Source organism: Desulfobacterales bacterium, from assembly GCA_034003325.1.
GTDB lineage: Bacteria > Desulfobacterota > Desulfobacteria > Desulfobacterales > JAFDDL01 > JAVEYW01.
In genome coordinates this window covers 65,773-82,722 of the sequence record JAVEYW010000007.1, presented here as the reverse complement: position 1 = coordinate 82,722, position 16,950 = coordinate 65,773, and the positions used below count along the sequence as shown (strand labels likewise).

The window sequence follows — 16,950 nt, the reverse complement described above, 5'->3', positions numbered from 1 at the left end:
TTGGTATCCTTTCGTTTCGGCCGCCGGCGAAGCGCCGGTTGCTTCAGTCTTTTTTTTCAATCGCACCCGCCAAGGCCCGGCGCATGGCGTTCAACTCGGCCTGGACCACCCGCAACCGCTCCTCCAGCCGGGCTCGTGCCATCAGTGGCGCCTGTTCAATCTGCGCGGAAAGTTTATCCGCTTCGCGCATCAGGCGGTAGATTTCAAGCGCGATTAAGCGAATGGACATGGCGGCGTGATCCGTAACCGGTAGCATCTCATGAAGTCAGCAGGCAGTCAATTTGCTTGAGTTGCATCTCATTTAATTCGTTTTCATTTCCCAGAAGCGAGGCCATCAAGGTTATTTTAGCTGCTGATTCGAGCACTTCCATTCGGTCAAAGGCTTGAAGCAGGCTTTCTCCGACGGTCAGCGCGCCATGGTTGGCCATCAGAATCGCGTTGTTTCCAGCCGATAGCGCGTTCACCGCACTCTCGGCCAGATCCGCGGTGCCCATGCAGGCGTAAGGCGCTGTGAAGACTTCCCCAAGAAACAACCGGGATTCAGCGATGAGCCTGCAATTTATTTTCCGGTTGGATGCGGCAAAGGTCGAAGCGGTTACCGGATGGGCGTGAAGGACCGTTTTGACATCCGGCCGCGCGGCGTAAATGGCCAGGTGCATCGGGGTTTCCATGCTCGGTTTCAGCGCCGGGGTGAGGTTGGTGCCGTCTATCCGCAACTCTCCAATCTGTTCTCCGGTGATGGTTCCCTTGTCTATGCCCGATGGGGTGATCAGAATGTTGTCCGGTGAAATTTTCAGGCTGATATTGCCCCCGAGCGTGGTGGTTAACCGCTGCGCGTAAAGCCGCCGCATAAAATAGGCGACCTCGTTTTTAAGCTTGTTTAGTTCCATGATATCCAGTCGGTATGTGAAAAAGATGGCATCATGCTAAAACCTTATGACTATTTTTTCAACGGCTTTTATAGAAAAATGCGTCGGCGCCGTGTCCGTGCTGTAGCATTCTTGATGTAGCATTCTTGATTGACAACCCGTTCCCTTTCGGTTAGAGATCGTGACCAATGAGCAATAAGAAATTGCTAAGGGTTTCGACAGTCACCATTGCCAATTGAGCCTGGAAGGTTTAACCGGATGAATCCGGTGAAATATTCCCGGCTTTTTTTGTTTTTGTGGACCGCCTGTGCGGCGGCTCGCGATTAAGGAGTAACGCATGCACATTTCAGACGGCGTTTTGCCGATGTCCGTCACCGTGGGTGGGTACGTGGTGTCCGCTGCAATTGTGGCCATCAGCGCGCGCCGCACGAGGAGTGAGGATCTGCCCAAGGTGGCCGTGGTAACGGCGGCCTTTTTCGTGGCATCGCTCATTCACATCCCCTTTGGCCCGACGAGTGTGCACCTGCTTATTCCCGGGCTGGTGGGCGCCATGCTGGGGCCTTCGGCCTTTGTTTCCATCGGGCTTGGCTTGCTGCTGCAGAGCCTTCTTTTTCAGTTCGGCGGCATTACGGCCCTGGGCGCCAACACGCTGATGATGGGGCTTCCCGCCCTGCTGTGCGGCTGGTTCTTTCAGGTCTTTAAGGGCCGAACCCGAAAGCGCCAGATGATTGTCGGCGGTGCGGCCGGTGTTTTGGGCACAGTATTGGCTGCCGTAATTTTGGCCTTGCTCCTGGCTTCAGGCGGGGAAGATTTTTTCGGCGTGGCCAAGATCGCCCTGGCGGCCCATGTGCCGGTTTTTCTGATCGAAGGGATGGTGACCGCTTTTACCGTTGGATTTCTGGCGCGGGTTAAGCCTGAATTGCTGCAACCGGCTTTTGTAGGCTCAACCGGAACCACCGATGACTGATTCGGTATTGATACAACTGCCGCTCTGGCAGTTTCTGGCCTTGCTGCTGATTCCCGTCGCAGTGTTTGCGGTCGCTGTTGTCTTTTTGCGCGGGTGGGTGCGTCGTCAGGATGCGTCGAATGAGGATCCGGACTGGTCGGTGCCGTCACTCTCGGATGAGCCCGGTCACTCCCCGTTTCACAAATGGGATGTACGTGCCAAACTTGTGACGATGCTGATCCTCTGTTTTCTGATCGCCTGCCTGCGACAGCTGCCTTCGGCGTTGGCGGCGGTCGTTATTTCATTGGCCGCCGTTTGGCTGGCCCGATCCGAGATAACGCGCGTCCTTCTGCGGTTTTTGGCTGTCACGGGATTTATGGGAATGCTGCTTCTGGTGATTCCTCTTTCCGCCCCTGTGCACGCCGGGGACACGGTCCTGATGGTTCATGGCTGGGCATGGCCCGAATTCAACTTAAGGGGGCTGGAACTGGCAGCGACCATCGCCGCCAAGGGGGTGGCGATCACGCTGCTCATGGAACCCCTGTTGAGCACCGCTCCCTTGCCGGTCACCCTGTATGGCCTTTCAGAATTGGGCGTTCCGGATATGTTCGGCCAGATGGTATTGCTCAGCCATCGGTACGTGCACGTTTTCCGGCATGAGGCCGGGCGCATGACCACGGGCATGCAGGTGCGCGGGTTTCGCAAGCGCACCGATGCCGCGACCCTTCGCGCTGTGGCCAATTTTCTGGGGATGTTGCTGGTGCGAAGCTATGAGCGGACCGAACGGGTATTCGACGCCATGCGGGCTAGGGGCTATACGGGCCGGTTTCCGGAACCGGTTCAGCTATCTATGCAAAAAAAAGATCTGCTTCTGGCAGCGGGCTGGCTGGCCATCGGCGCGGGTCTTGTGCTTTGCGACCGGATGATAGGGTGATGTGGTCATGACGGAAGAACTTAGCGCTTCGCTTCAGAAATCGGGAACTGAAACCGAGTTGTTCCGCATAGACAGGCTTTGCTATCGTTATGGGAACGGTATCGAGGCCCTTTCAAATGTGAATGTGCGGGTGTTGAAAAACGAACGCATTGCCCTGGTGGGGCACAATGGTTCGGGAAAGACCACGCTTGCCAAACTCCTTTGCGGACTGCTGCCGCCGTCGGCAGGGAGGGTGCAGTACAAGGGGCAACCGTTGACCGGCGCGCATTTAAATCGTTCCCGGTTGGAAATCGGGTTGCTGTTTCAAGATCCAGACGACCAATTGTTCGGCCACACCCTGGTGGATGATGCGGCTTTCGGCCCGCGCAGCCAGGGACTGAGTATCACTGCGGCGGCGCAAGCTGCCCGGCAGTCCCTGGAACTCGTCGGGCTGGTGGAAACGGCCTACAAGGCGCCGCACAACCTTAGTTTCGGGCAGAAAAAACGGGCGGCGCTTGCCGGCCTGTTGGCCATGACGCCGGAAGTGTTGATACTGGATGAACCCACCGCCAATCTCGACCCGCGGCAGGAGGAAATTTTCCTTTCTCTTTTCAGGAACTTTCCGGGAACCCTGATTTGTATCAGTCATGATTTGCTGTTTCTTTACGAGCTTTGCTTTCGTGCCGTGGTTCTGGACCGGGGCCGGGTTCACCATGACATCACCATGCGCGAGCTGGTATCCCATCGCGGATCATTGCGGGATCACGGTCTTGATTTCTCATTTCGACTGGCGGAAGTGCCGGAGCTGCCCCCTTGCGCTGATGCTGCTGCAACCACTGCCCCGGATGCCCCGAAAGGGGCCGCCCTGGTTTCCCTGGTGAATTTTCATTACCGTTATTCGGATGGCACCCGCGCCCTTCAGGGGGTTCATCTGAACATTTATGAGGGCGAAAAAATCGCGATTGTGGGTGAAAACGGCGCCGGCAAGAGCACCTTGCTCTCCTGCCTGCTCGGCCTTAAAAAAGGGCAGGGCGGGTTTTTCTTTGAGGGCTTGCCGGTAACGCAACGCCGGCGCAACCTGTTGTGGCGCCGGGTCGGCATGGTGTTTCAGGATTGCGCGGACCAGCTCTTCAGCCCGAGCGTGGAAGAGGAGGTGGCCTTTGGGCCTAAGAACCTCGGCTATTCGGTGGAAGAAACCCAAAATAGAGTCCGCCTGGCCCTGGCACAGGTCCGGCTTTCCGGATTCGAGGACCGGGTGCCCCTTCATCTTTCCGGTGGAGAGCGCAAGCGCCTGGCCCTGGCTTGCGTATTGGCCATGGAACCGAAGCTGCTGATTCTCGATGAGCCGACGGCCGGTCTGGACCCTCGGGGAGAGGAATTGTTGCTGGAAATTTTGCGGAATCTGAATGCGACCTTATTGCTGGTCTGCCACGACCTGTTTTTTGTGCAAGAGTTGACCCGCCGCACGATTGTCATGCACCAGGGGGCGATCATTCGGGATCTAACGACACGGGATTTCATGCAGGATAAGCCCATGGGCAATCTTAACGGAATGGCCCTTGGCTATCGCCAACACGCCGGCGCGGCGATTCAGGCCCTGCAGCACGAACACGCGCACGCCCATCCGCACGCGCACTTGCATATTCATGAGCACCGGCATGGCGATACGCTACACCGGCATCCTCACGAACATCTTCATGATCATGCGCATCGGTTCGTGCATCAGCATACGCAGGGAGAAGAAGATCTCGGCCATTTGCCGCGCCGCTATCATCTTCATGACCATAGCGGCCATGAGCAGGAATCCCATGATCATGATCATGAATAAGGGAATCGGAAAATGCCGATATCCCTAATGCTGATTATTGCCCGCAACCCCGTAAGGGCGAACCTGTGTGTTCGCCCTGATTACGAAGGGCGAACACACAGGTTCGCCCCTACCATGCTGATGGTCAATCGAAAATGCGCATTACCTAAACGGTAGATCAAAAAAATCGGTGTCCATATGGTCGGTTAGCCCGATTTGTTCGTGCCTCTCGGCTTTTCTATCCGGGCTCTTTTTTTGCTATCGGCGCAACGCTTGCGGTCGTTTTCCGGTGATTTGAAAGCGTAAACCCGACGGCAATGGTAGAGAATAGACAGCGGAAAATAGTGGTGAAAAGTAGTTGACAAGGAAGAATTCATCCGTTAGGAGAATCAGCATATTCGGCGGTAGAAATCGCCGTGCGCTTCCCTTGCAATTTCTCGGATTCCCATAAAACTGGGTTCGGCGGGATATAATGGGGAAGGGCCGAATCCGTCAGTGAAAATAGATCACTCGTAAGCCGGGCGCCTGTGTGTTTCGGAACCCGGTTGCGGGAAAAGATAATCAAAAAAGCCACGAAGGTTTCTTTTTCTCTTTCTTAGAGAAGGATTCTTCGTGGCTTTTTTTTTCGGCAAACCGGGCAGCCGTTATCGGTTTGTAGAGAATGGGCCAATTGTGCCTCATAACGGCAGGGGGAGGTTCGTGTGTATTCGAGAATTCTGGTTGCGGTGTTTATGATGGCTTGGGTGGCGGGGGGCACTTTACCGGTCTTGGCGCAATCAAATCAAGTCGCCGAAGAGATCGGAAAATCCGTTCAGCAGGCCGTCGACACCCGTCAGGCCACGCAAAAGGAGGAGGAAGGGTGGCGAAGCGAAAAGCAGGCACTACTGGCTGCCTATGACCGGTTGCAAGAGGAAGAGAAGCGGCTGCGGATTACGTCAGAACAATTGCAGGCGGAAACGGTCGCAGCCGAGGTGCGGATTGCGTCCATGGAAAAGCAACTTCGCGACACGGAAGAGATATCCAGCCGGATCCTGCCGTTTCTTCAGGAGCTGGTCAATCGCTTAAAGAAGCAGGTTTTGAGTGATATGCCCTTTTTGGTGAAAGAACGCACGCAGCGAATCGAGCGGCTGACGGAACTCATGACGGATCCGGGCGTGACGGTCAGCGAAAAGTACCGAAAGGTCATGGAGGCGCTGCTGGTGGAGGCCGAATACGGCAATAGCGTCGAGGTGTATCAAGAGACCCTGTCCGTGGCGGGGACCTCGCGTCTGGTCAATATCTTCCGTTTGGGAAGAATCGGTCTCTTCTACCAGAGTCTGGATCGAAAGGAATGCGGTGCTTACGATGTTGCGGCGGCCGAATGGCGCCCGCTCGCCGATGCGTTTAACCGCGCTGTCGGAACCGCTATTGACATCGGTGCCAAGCGGCGGCCGATCGAGTTGTTGACCTTGCCGTTGGGAAGGATGGCGCAGCGATGAAATCAAAACGAATCATGATGGGAATCGGGCTCGTGGTGTTGTTGGGTTTTGGCGCGGCACATGCCGATGACATGCGTGACCAACACATGCGGGCGCAGCAGGATAAAAAGGCGTTACTGGAAAAAGCGGCGGCTGAAAAGGCGGCCGCCGAAAAGGCCGCATCCGCCGCACGCGAGCGGATTGCCAATGATCGCGGCGAGTTGAAACGGGCCATATCGCATCTAATGGCTCAAAACGACAAACGCGCCCAAACCGTTGCGCAGCTTAAAGCGCAACATCGGCAACTGCTTGAAAAGGAGAAACAACTTGCCGCGCAGTCTTCCGAAACGGAGGCTACGGTGCGGGAACTGGTGGGCGTTATTCGCATCAACGCCAAGGACATCGGCGCGATGATCGATCAGAACCTGCAATCGGCCCTTAAACCGCGCCGGGATGCGGTTTTGAAAGCCATCACCGAGCAGTCCCGGTTTCCGGCCATGGAAGATATTCGCGCCATGGTGGACATGCTGATCAATGAAATTCAGACCTCCGGCGAGGTTCGTCTTCAACAGGGCGCCATGGTGGACCGCGCCGGCGTACCCATCGAGGCGCAGATTCTCTCCATCGGAAACTTTACGGCCGCATACCGCACCGGCGAGGAGGTAGGGTTTTTAAATTATTCCCCCGCCGGTCAAAAGCTCTTTGCCCTTTCCCGGCTGCCCGCGAGCCGAACACAAGACCAGTTGGTGGACTATATGGACGGTCACAGCGAGGCTGTGCCCATGGATATTTCACGCGGCGGCGCGTTGCAGCAGTTGACCCATGCGCTGAAGTTCCGGGAACTCATTCCCAAGGGCGGACCTATAGTGTGGCCGATTTTCGGCATTCTGGCCATTGGCGTGGTCATTGTGATGGAACGGGTGATTTTTTTATTTCGCAGGCGTTTTGATGCCGACGGGCTGCTGCACCGAATCCAAGGCCTGGTTGCCGACGGCAATTGGGCGGATTGCCGGAAGCTTTGTTCAGATTATGAACGCAAACCCGTTGCACGGGTGGTGGCGGCCGGCCTTGCCTGCCGTCACATGGGGCGAGCGGAGATAGAAAACGCGTTGCAAGAAGCGATGTTAAGGGAGATTCCCCTGATGGAGCGCTTCCTTTCCACCCTGGAAATGCTGGCCGCCATTGCGCCGCTGCTGGGGCTGCTCGGCACCGTGACCGGCATGATCGGCACCTTTCATGTGATCACGCAGCACGGCACCGGAGATCCGCGCCTGATGTCGAGCGGTATTTCCGAAGCCCTGGTGACGACCATGCTGGGGCTATCCGTGGCGATTCCCATCATGCTGGCCCACACCCTGCTCAACCGGGCGGTGGAAAAGCACATCAGCCAAATGGAGGAAAAGGCCGTGGCCCTGGTCAATATCGTCCATAAGAGCCGGGATGTTGCATGATGGCGTGGCTTCAAACCTGTTACGGGCAGCTTGAGGACTATTTCAACGCCGGCGGCATGGTGATGCTGCCCTTGGCCCTGGTGAGCCTGGTGATGTGGCTGCTGATCGCGGACCGGGCGCTTTTTTTCGCGCGGTTGCACCGGAAAACCATGAGCGCGGCCGAAGCAAGAGCGCATGTGCGTGAAAACCGCATGCCGGATCCCCATCGGTTTCGCGGTGTCGTCTCCCTGCTCGTGGCCGAGTTTTTAAGCCGCCGAAGCGAAAACCACGATTTGGACCGGTTTATTCTCGATGAAGCCGTACTCAAGGTGAGCCGGTCCCTGAACGATTATCTGGCGGTTTTGGGGGTACTGGCTTCCATCGCGCCGCTGTTGGGATTGCTCGGTACCGTCACCGGCATGATCGCCACCTTTGATGTGCTGGCGGTTTTCGGCACGGGAAACGCCAAAGCCATGGCCGGGGGGATTTCCGAAGCGCTGATCACCACGCAGACCGGATTGCTCGTAGCGATTCCCGGGCTTTATATGAAAGGGTTTCTGGAGCGCCGCGCCCGGAATTTGCGGCAACGCATCGGCGTGGTGGCGTATTATTTGAGACGGTATCTTTGAGCGCAGAGCAATGAGCTATCAGCTATGAGCTATGAGCTATCAGCTATGAGCTATGAGCTATCAGCTATGAGCTATCAGCTATCAGCTATCAGCTATGAGCTATGAGCTATCAGCTATCAGCTAATTACTATATAAGGAAACTTAAACCATGCTGAACATAACCGCTGCCAGACGAAACAAACGCGCCGTTTGCGAGCTGAATATGGCCCCTCTGATCGACATGGTGTTTCTCCTGCTGATTTTTTTTATGGTGACGACCAGTTTTGTGAAGGAGACCGGCATCGATGTGCAGCGGCCGACAGCCGCTACGGCGGTCAGTAAGGCCAAGGCGACCATTATGATCGCCATCGACTCGGCCAACCGAATCTTTATGGACCGCCGGGAGATCGATGTGCGCGCGGTGCGGGCGAACGTGGAGCGCGGCCTGGCCGAAAACCCGGAAGGGGCCGTGATCGTGGTGGCGGACAAAACCAGCACCACCGGGACGGCCATCATGGTCATGGACGGATGCCGGATTGCCGGCGCGAAAAATGTGTCGTTGGCGGCGAGTTTGCCGGAAACGGAGTGAAGAGTGAAAAGTGAAGAGTGAGGAGTTGAGCTATCTTGACGTGATGACCCGGCGCAACTGGGTTACCCGAATGTGGGCGGCGGCCATTGCATTGGCGATGAACCTGGCGCTTTTTGCCATGATGCCCTTTTTGTTGCATCGAGATTCGGCGCCGCCCGCCTATGAGGAAATGATTTCTCAAATCAACGTCATTCGTATTAAGCGGCCCGACTCGGCGGTGCATCGCAAAAGCGCAAAAACGCCCGAGGTGGCGCCAAAACAGGACCCGTTAACGCCTCAGCCGGTGGTTCAGCAACCGGTCATGACGAAGCTGAGCCTTCCCTTTGAAATCAACCCCCGGCTTCCCGCCGGACCGACCACGCTGAATCTGCCGCCCATGAAACCGGCTGATATCGACGCGTTGGATGTGAAGGAGCCTTTTGAGGCGGCGGATCTGGATAGCCCGATGACGCCCCTGGGCCGTGTTCCACCGGTCTATCCCATGAGCGCCAAACGCCGTGGCATTCAGGGGTGGGTGAAGGTGAGAATCCTGGTCAATGAACTGGGGAATGTGGAACAGGTTTCGATTGAAGGTGCCAAGCCGGCCGGGGTTTTTGATCAAAGCGTGATGGATTGCGTTTCCAGTTGGCGGTTCAAACCGGGTACGGTGGAAGGCCGGCCGGTCAGGGCTTGGGCGGAAACGACGGTTCGATTTGAATTGGAGTAGGGGCGGCCCTATGTGGCCGCCCAATAGCGGCGACAACCATGGCAATGAATTTTTTTAGGTTCTCAATGAGGCCCATATGAAGCCCATGACCATACGGTTTCAAATCGCATTGATAACAACGATGCTCGTGATGGCAGGCAACGGCTTTTATTTGCGGCGGGCAGCAGCGGCGACCGATCCGAATGCCATTCCCACGCGGGCTCGTGCAGCGCTTTCAGCCGCGATCGCCCAAATGAATGAAAAAGCCTATGATCGGGCCATTGACATCCTAAAAGCGTTTCAGGCAAAGGCTGAATCTTCTGACGGAACCGGGGCGGATCCCAATGGGCGCCACCATCCGGAAGTCTATTTCACCTTGGGAACCTGCTATCTTTTTAAAGGCAATTATCAGCAGGCCGTGCGAAACTTTGAAGAGACGCTGAAAAAAGATTCGGGTCACCTTTCCGCATGGCTGAATCTGGCCAAAGCCAGCTATGATCTCGGCGATTTTTCCCGGGCAGCGCAAAGTTACACCAAGGCTTATGACGCCGCTGTGAATAAAAAGCCGGAGTATCTTTATTACAGCGCGGCCGCTTTCCTGATGGCGCAGCAGCATGATCGCAGCATCGAAGCCTTTCAACGGCTTTTCAGCGAGCACGCCGATAAGATTCAAGCCGAGTGGCGCGAAAACTTCATTCACGCCCTGCTCACGGCGAACCGCCCGAAAGAGGCGCTACCCCTGATTCGCCGTATGGCCGAACAATGTACCGACGAGAAGAAAATTCAGTGGCAGGAGATTCTGCTTAAGCAGTATATGCAGCTTGATATGCGGTCCGAGGCGCGCAGTTATGCCCGGCTTCTCACTCAAGAGGCGCCCACCCGGGCCAAGTGGTGGAAGGCGCTTGCGCATGTGGAATTGCAGGACGGAAAACACGAGCCCGCGCTGGTTGCGCTGATGATATACAGTTATCTCACCCCCCTGACGGATCAGGAAACGAAACTCTTGGCGGACCTGTCCTTGCAACTGGGCATACCGGTCAAAGCCGCGCCATTGTACGAGGCGAGTTTACGGAACCACTATAGCGACCGGTTGCTGCAAAACCTAATGGTGGCCTTGCAACAAATGGGGCAGTTCGAAGCGGCGCTGAATGCATTGCAACAGTTTGCGCCTCAAACCGAAGAGCCGAATCTGCTCATGCTGAAAGCGGATTTTCTGTACAGTCTTTCTGACTTTAAAGCGGCGGCGCAGGCCTACCGGCAGGTTGCGGGAATGGAATCAAAACAAAAAGGCCGCGCCTGGCTCATGACCGGATACGCCGCGCTTCAGGATGGCGATGTGCCCACCTGCCGCCTCGCCTTTGAGAAAGCGGCCGCCTTTGACCAGCATCGCACGGCTGCCCGGCTCGCGATGCAGAGACTGCCGAAGATGGCCTCTGAGAAGGAGAACACGAATCTGTGATGTAGGTAAACGCTGACTGAATCTGGAGAAATGAGGAACGAAAAAGGAGAAAACGAAAAAAATGAAACGGATGGGTATTCTTTTATTGTGGTTGAGTTGTTTCTCGGTAATGCTTGTATCCAGCCCAAAGGCATCCGAGATTCAACCGGATGAGGGGGTGCAACAATTAGAGGACGTATTGGTCAAGGATAAAACCGGCGCGCCTGGCATTTCGCTGACCCCCGCCAGGACCCTGATCGAGGTGGACGCCTTTTCCAGCATCGGCGTTCCCAACAGTATTCTGGATGTGCTGAAAACGCAGGCGGCCATCGACTTTCGGGGAGAATCGGACTTGGACCCCGGCATTGACAGCATCTATCTGCGGGGGTTTGAAAGTCAACGGTTTGTCACGGCCCTGGACAATCTTACTGTCCAGAAAACCGGCGGTCGAAAATCCACCAATATTGTTGACTATAGCCTCTTGCCCGCCTTTTTGATCGATAAAATCGAAATTCTGCCCGGCCCGCATTCGGCCATGTACGATGGAAAGGCCATTGGTGGCGTGCTCAATTTCATCAGCCGCGCGCCCCGGCGCAGGGAGAGCATCAAGCCGGAACTCAATTTTAGCACCGGCTACAGCGCTTACGATACTTTTATCAGTAACACCTCGGTGAGCGGCGGCATCACGGTCTTCACTTATGATCTATCCTATCGGAAATACGAGACCGACGGCTACTTGCGTAACAACGAGATCGACCAAGACACCGTTTACGGCCGCTTTGGCGTCGTGTTGCCGTCCGACGGCTTTGTGACCATCAGCGCCTCTTATTCCGATGTGGACCGGCTTGCGCCCGTGCATAACCCCGCCAGCGACGGTACCGATTATGACCCGGACTATCCGCAAACCATCGGCGGCTTGTTCGACCCCTATCAGCAACCCACCTGGGACAGTCTATCCAAAAACTACCGCCTCAATTATGAGCAATCTCTGCCCGTCGGTCGACTGACGCTGGGCGCTTATTACGGTCGAGACAATCGTGACCGCGCCTATTACGCCAACCGCACGGCAACGGCAAAAACCCATATGGACACGGACTGGTGGCAGCAGGGCGGTAAAATTCAGGATGAGATTCGCTGGTCATCCGATCATTCGACCATTGTGGGGTATGATGCCGTCCGAATGTATGATGACGGCCTCAACGACAGCAAAACCAAGCGTATCGACAAAAACGGCACTTTCCTTCAGCACCGGTGGCAGCTTCTGCCCTCGCTGGATGTGAAGCTGGGTGCCCGCTACGAGGATCTGAACATATGGATCACCAACAACGGACTGGTCGAGCGGCATTTTGATGGGTTCATGCCCAAATCCTTTGCTACCTGGAAATTGGACGGGCTTGCATCCTGGCTGCGGGATTCCTCCTTGTCCGCGGGCGTCAGCCGTATCTGGCACGGCCCGGACGCGCACGGGATTTACAATCCCCAGGGCCGGCCGCTCGGCCTGAACCTCGATCCCGAGCACGGCATCGGCTACGACCTGATATTTTCCCGCAGGCTATGGCGGGATATCGCCTTTAAAATTGATTACTCCTTTTACGAGATCGAAGATTTCATCGCCAGCAGCGTCAATGTGGAGCAGGTCGATCGCAAGGGGGTGGACTTGGAATTGGGCGGCTATCTGACCGATGCGCTTTCCTTTTACCTGACCTATGCCTGGCAGGATTTAAAGAACAAGGGCGACGAAGTCGTGGGCGCAACCAATGTGGACCAGCGAGCCGAGCACCGCATCGGCGCGGGGTTGCGGTACGCGCTGTTTGAAAACACCGAGTTGCAGCTCGATTATGCCTACCAGAGCGACGAGATCACGGAAATCTGGGAGGATGAGATTCTCATCGGCGAGCAGGAAATTGACGCCTACCATGTGGTTGATTTTGGTGTCAGCCAAACGCTTTTTAAAAAGGCCGGCTGGCTCAGCGACGGGGTGGTAAGCGTTTATGTCAAAAATCTCTTCGATGAAGAATACTACAATTCAACAGGGTATCCGGCCATGGACCAAACCTTCGGCGTCTCGTTCAGCATGAAGCTGTAGGGGCGACCGGCCGGTTACTCAAACGTAATATTTTCAAAATATTATCTTGAATGGAGGAATTCAATGAAAGCCAAAATCCGCATCATTATGGTTATTGCCACCTTGTCGTTGATGGTGATTTGCCAATCCGCCATGGCTCACAACCTATGGCTCAATCCCGATAATTACTACCCGCAGGTCGGCTCCACCGTGACGATCGGTATCGGCTGGGGACACAAATACCCCGCTGACCGGGTAGATCAGGAAGTTAAGGCGGATCGCGTGGAATCCATCAGCGCGGTGGACCCCGACGGCCTGCCGGTAGCCCTGACCCAGACATCGGCCACGTTCTACAAACTTTCCATTAAAAAAGCGGGGGCCTATCAGATCCTCGCCGGAATCAAACCCGGCTTTTTCACGATGACGGCCGAGGGTAGAAAATGGGGTGATAAAAAGTCGGTTGAAAACCCCATCAAATGCACCAATTTTCATATCGAGGCCAAAACGGTGATCATGGCCGGCGGAACGGATAAGAATCTCGGCTATTTCACCGGGAATTCCCTGGAGATGATTCCGCTGACCAACCTTCAAACGGCGGGAAAAGGCGACAAACTCGCCGTCAGGGTGCTGTTCGACGGGAAACCACTCCCCAATGCTTCCGTAAAGGCCACCTATGCGGGTTTTGAAAGCCAGGACATGGCGTCGCACGGGGCCGTCCAAAAGAATGCCAAAGCCGGCGCCGACGAGAAGGCGGGCAAAAGCGGCAAGCCCCCGGTCAAACGGTTTCCGGTGGAAACCGTTACCGACGAATCCGGAGAGGCTGTGGTTCCATTGGATCGATCGGGTTACTGGATGATTCTGCTGTCCCATAAGCCGCCTTTCGCGGATACACAGATTTGCGATGAACATATGTATCATATGGCCTTTACCTTGGAAATCGGGGCAACCCCCTGATTACCCCCATCATGAAACGCATAAAGACGAAGGAGATGTTAATGATACCCTTTTCTTCCATTGGAAAATGGATAATGACGGCAGTTACAGGCTTACTCATCCTATCGGCGGGCGCTGTTCCCCAGGTTCGGGCCGAAGCGACGGCACCTACGCATCTGTATTTGGTCAGTATCGGAAGTGGTGACCCGGATAATATCACGCTGCGTGCCGTGAACACCATCAAGGCATCGGACATCATCTTTTGCGGTGAGCGGGACCGGAAAAAATTTCCGGATCTGCTGCAGGGAAAGGAAATTCATGACACCGGATTTGGTATTTTCGGCGTTTACGGAAAAACCGCGGAACAGGCCAAAGGCAACAAGCGCTTCAACTATGAAGAAAAAATGAAGCAGTTTAACGAGATTTCCGCCATCATTCGCGAGGCCGTAGCGAAAGGCAAAACCGTTTCCGTTCTGGATAGCGGGGATCCTACCATTTACGGGCCGAATATGTGGTACATGGAGGCCTTTGAAGATTTAAAGCCGAAGATAATCCCCGGGATAAGCTGCTTTAATGCCGCCAATGCAGCCCTGGGAAAGGGTGTGACCTCGGGGAAAAAGGCCCATTCGGTGATTCTGACCGCTTCTTTCGGCCGTGAAGATTACGACGGCCCGGACAGCATCGAGAACCTGGCCCGGCATCAGGCGACCATGGCCTTTTTCACGATGTTTTTAAATATTCCGGAAGTGGTCAAGCAATTAAGGACCCATTATCCGCCGGACACTCCCATTGCCATCGTGCGGCATGCCGGGTATCGGGAAAAGGAGCAGGTAATTCGTGCTACCCTTGATACGATCCTCGACGCCGTCAAGGAAGAAAACAAGGATTTTGAATACATGATCTATGTGGGGGATTTTCTCACCAGGCGGTTTAATAGTGGTTCGTGAACCCTCAGGGGCACGGCGCGTCGTGCCCCCATAATGCCTTGCCCTTGCGGTTTGTTAAAATAATACGGGCAGGGATGTAACATATTTTTCTTTTTTTGAGCAGGTGAGTCTATTTTTATGAAAAATGCAATGAACGGAAATGGGTTGAGCCGGGAAATCGGTTTGTTTTCCGCTACGATCCTTGTCATTGCCAACATGGTGGGAACCGGGATTTTCACAACCTCTGGTTTCATCATGGCCGAGCTGGGGAATCCTCGTGCCCTGCTGCTGTGCTGGTTTTGCGGCGGCGTTTTTGCGCTTTGCGGCGCGCTTTGCTACGGCGAGCTGGGCGCGCGGTTTCCCAAGGCTGGCGGTGAATATGTTTTTTTAAGAGAGAGCTTCGGAAAACCCGTGGGATTTCTATCCGGCTGGATCTCCCTCATTGTCGGCTTTTCGGCGCCCATCGCGGCGGCAGCCATTGCGTTTGGCGGCTATTTTTTTCAGGCGTTTTCGATTCCGGCGGGGGAGAAAACCGTGGTGGGTCTTTTCGGAGTGAACCTCATCACCCTTTCTCCCGCGACCTTTGCGGCCATCGGCGTTATTTGCCTCTTTACCCTGGTTCACTACCATAGCTTGCGGATGGGCAGCCGCGTGCAAAACCTGCTCACCCTCTTTAAAGTTTTCCTCGTGGTCGCATTTCTCATCGCCGGTTTTTTTTCCGGTAACGGTTCTTTCAATCACCTTCAAGCGACCCAAACGCTTTCTTCACCCCTGTCCGCCGAGAAGTTTGCCATCGCGCTTATCTTTGTCTCATTTGCCTACAGCGGATGGAATGCGGCCGCTTATCTGGGATCTGAGATCATCGATCCGAAACGCAATATTCCCCGGGCGCTTTTTATCGGCACCGCGGTGGTGATTCTTCTCTACCTTTTTCTGAACCTGATATACATCTATGCCGTTTCACCCGGGGAGATGATCGGGGTGATGGAGATCGGTGCTACTGCCGCGATTCATCTTTTCGGCGAGAACGTGAGCCGAATTTTCAGCGGCGCTGTCGCGCTGGGGATTTTATCTGTTCTGAGCGCCATGGTGATGACAGGGCCAAGGATTTACTACGCCATGTCCAAGGACGGCGTGTTCTTTCCCGTCTTCGGTAAGCTCAATTCAGCGCATAAAACGCCGGCCTCCTCCATTTTCTTGCAGGCGGCGATTGCCGTTGTAATGGTTTTGTCGGCTTCCTTTGAAACGCTGCTGATTTACATCGGCTTTACCCTGTCTCTCTTTGCTTCGCTGACCGTGATCGGGTTGATGCGGATTCGAATGATGTCTTTGGAAGAACAAAAGGGGTACAACACCTGGGGATACCCGGTGACACCGCTGGTGTTTATTGGCTGCAATTTATGGATTATCCTTTATTCTGTTAAAAGCCGGCCGGTAACCGCCCTTTTCGGGTTGGCAACCATCGGGCTGGGGATGGTTGCTTATGCTTTCTTTGAGCGAAGGCAATCCCGGAAAAGCGGTTTGGCGCAATTGAAACCGGTTGAAAATAAAAAGTGAAGCGTTTATCTGAAAAGGACATGCGTGTGAAATCATTTTTTTTATCGATGGGATGCTGGGGGGTAGTGTGGCTTTCGGCCGCAACGGCCTGGTCCCATGGGGTTGAAGGATGGGTGGAGAGAGCGGAAGCCTGGTGTGTGGCCGCCCAATATGATGATGGCGAACCCATGGGCTATGCGGCGGTTGAGATAAAGTCGCCGGGCTCGGAGACGATTTTTCAAAGTGGCCGAACCGATCGCAACGGCCGTTTTCTGTTCAAGCCGGATGGCCCGGGCCAATGGCGGGCGGTGGTTTCGGACGGCATGGGGCATCAAGTGAGCCTTGACATCGCGGTTGAAGGGGGCGAAGCGGCGGCGCAGACAACGGAAGGGGTTCGTTCACCGGTTGCTGCGGCCGAGGGCGCAAACCGGCCGCTTAAGATCATCGTCGGCCTGTCGGTTATTTTCGGCCTGTGCGGGGTTTTGTATGGCTGGAGGGCGCGCCGAACCATTGCCGGGATAAAGGTATTCTGAGTTGGATCGTATGTCCATGAGCGTTTGTTTTAAATCGCACAAGGATCAAATGACTAGGGAAGCAGCATTACGGGCATTTTCTGCATTGATTTTGAAAGTCGATTCGAATACAAGCAACCGAAGGCAATATAGAAAAGCGGTGCCGATAGGTCATGTTTTATGTTCCGGGTATTGGCTGAATCGTCGAATTGATTTGACCGCCGTTTTATGATCGC

The 16,950-nt window shown here is 55.1% G+C and carries 16 protein-coding genes; 14 read left to right on the top strand and 2 right to left on the bottom strand.

Annotation, left to right across the window (positions count from 1 at the left end):
* Positions 1 to 43 precede the first annotated feature (43 nt).
* Together RBT11_09305 and RBT11_09300 are read right to left on the bottom strand one after the other, a co-directional pair.
* On the bottom strand, positions 44 to 229 hold the full coding sequence (locus tag RBT11_09305) for a hypothetical protein (GenBank protein ID MDX9786961.1): 186 nt from the start codon (positions 227 to 229) through the stop codon (positions 44 to 46).
* A 28-nt stretch (positions 230 to 257) separates the two neighbouring features.
* On the bottom strand, positions 258 to 890 hold the full coding sequence (locus RBT11_09300; protein ID MDX9786960.1) for a class II aldolase/adducin family protein: 633 nt from the start codon (positions 888 to 890) through the stop codon (positions 258 to 260).
* Positions 891 to 1,206: 316 nt separating this feature from the next.
* Between RBT11_09300 and cbiM the strand changes: the two genes are divergently transcribed.
* From cbiM to RBT11_09230, 14 genes are all read left to right on the top strand, one after another.
* Entirely contained in the window at positions 1,207 to 1,836 is a 630-nt protein-coding gene (cbiM, locus tag RBT11_09295) for a cobalt transporter CbiM (GenBank protein ID MDX9786959.1), read from the top strand.
* Positions 1,829 to 2,749, top strand: coding sequence for a cobalt ECF transporter T component CbiQ (gene cbiQ / locus RBT11_09290; protein ID MDX9786958.1), 921 nt, complete (start codon positions 1,829 to 1,831; stop codon positions 2,747 to 2,749). Before cbiM ends, cbiQ begins: the two co-directional genes overlap by 8 nt.
* Positions 2,750 to 2,756: 7 nt before the next feature.
* Positions 2,757 to 4,556 (top strand): energy-coupling factor transporter ATPase, encoded by a 1,800-nt coding sequence (locus RBT11_09285; GenBank protein ID MDX9786957.1) that lies wholly within the window; start codon positions 2,757 to 2,759, stop codon positions 4,554 to 4,556.
* Positions 4,557 to 5,236: 680 nt separating this feature from the next.
* Positions 5,237 to 6,013, top strand: coding sequence for a DUF3450 domain-containing protein (locus tag RBT11_09280; protein MDX9786956.1), 777 nt, complete (start codon positions 5,237 to 5,239; stop codon positions 6,011 to 6,013).
* Complete coding sequence (locus RBT11_09275) at positions 6,010 to 7,443, top strand: MotA/TolQ/ExbB proton channel family protein (GenBank protein MDX9786955.1); 1,434 nt, start codon at positions 6,010 to 6,012, stop codon at positions 7,441 to 7,443. Before RBT11_09280 ends, RBT11_09275 begins: the two co-directional genes overlap by 4 nt.
* Positions 7,440 to 8,051, top strand: coding sequence for a MotA/TolQ/ExbB proton channel family protein (locus tag RBT11_09270; GenBank protein ID MDX9786954.1), 612 nt, complete (start codon positions 7,440 to 7,442; stop codon positions 8,049 to 8,051). Before RBT11_09275 ends, RBT11_09270 begins: the two co-directional genes overlap by 4 nt.
* A 148-nt stretch (positions 8,052 to 8,199) precedes the next feature.
* On the top strand, positions 8,200 to 8,619 hold the full coding sequence (locus RBT11_09265) for a biopolymer transporter ExbD (GenBank protein MDX9786953.1): 420 nt from the start codon (positions 8,200 to 8,202) through the stop codon (positions 8,617 to 8,619).
* Positions 8,620 to 8,629: 10 nt separating this feature from the next.
* The gene (locus RBT11_09260) at positions 8,630 to 9,325 is read left to right on the top strand and encodes a TonB family protein (protein MDX9786952.1); all 696 of its coding nucleotides are present in this window, start codon (positions 8,630 to 8,632) and stop codon (positions 9,323 to 9,325) included.
* 76 nt (positions 9,326 to 9,401) lie between these two features.
* Positions 9,402 to 10,763: a tetratricopeptide repeat protein gene (locus RBT11_09255; protein ID MDX9786951.1), complete on the top strand. Its 1,362-nt coding sequence runs from the start codon at positions 9,402 to 9,404 to the stop codon at positions 10,761 to 10,763.
* Between the two features lie 61 nt (positions 10,764 to 10,824).
* Positions 10,825 to 12,828 carry a TonB-dependent receptor plug domain-containing protein gene (locus RBT11_09250; protein ID MDX9786950.1) on the top strand — a complete coding sequence of 668 codons (2,004 nt, stop codon included), beginning with the start codon at positions 10,825 to 10,827 and terminating at the stop codon, positions 12,826 to 12,828.
* A gap of 63 nt (positions 12,829 to 12,891) precedes the next feature.
* Positions 12,892 to 13,761 (top strand): DUF4198 domain-containing protein, encoded by an 870-nt coding sequence (locus tag RBT11_09245; GenBank protein ID MDX9786949.1) that lies wholly within the window; start codon positions 12,892 to 12,894, stop codon positions 13,759 to 13,761.
* A 41-nt stretch (positions 13,762 to 13,802) separates the two neighbouring features.
* Positions 13,803 to 14,687, top strand: coding sequence for an SAM-dependent methyltransferase (locus RBT11_09240; protein MDX9786948.1), 885 nt, complete (start codon positions 13,803 to 13,805; stop codon positions 14,685 to 14,687).
* Positions 14,688 to 14,804: 117 nt separating this feature from the next.
* Positions 14,805 to 16,223, top strand: coding sequence for an amino acid permease (locus RBT11_09235; protein ID MDX9786947.1), 1,419 nt, complete (start codon positions 14,805 to 14,807; stop codon positions 16,221 to 16,223).
* A 26-nt stretch (positions 16,224 to 16,249) separates the two neighbouring features.
* Positions 16,250 to 16,735, top strand: coding sequence for a carboxypeptidase-like regulatory domain-containing protein (locus RBT11_09230; protein ID MDX9786946.1), 486 nt, complete (start codon positions 16,250 to 16,252; stop codon positions 16,733 to 16,735).
* Positions 16,736 to 16,950 lie beyond the last annotated feature (215 nt).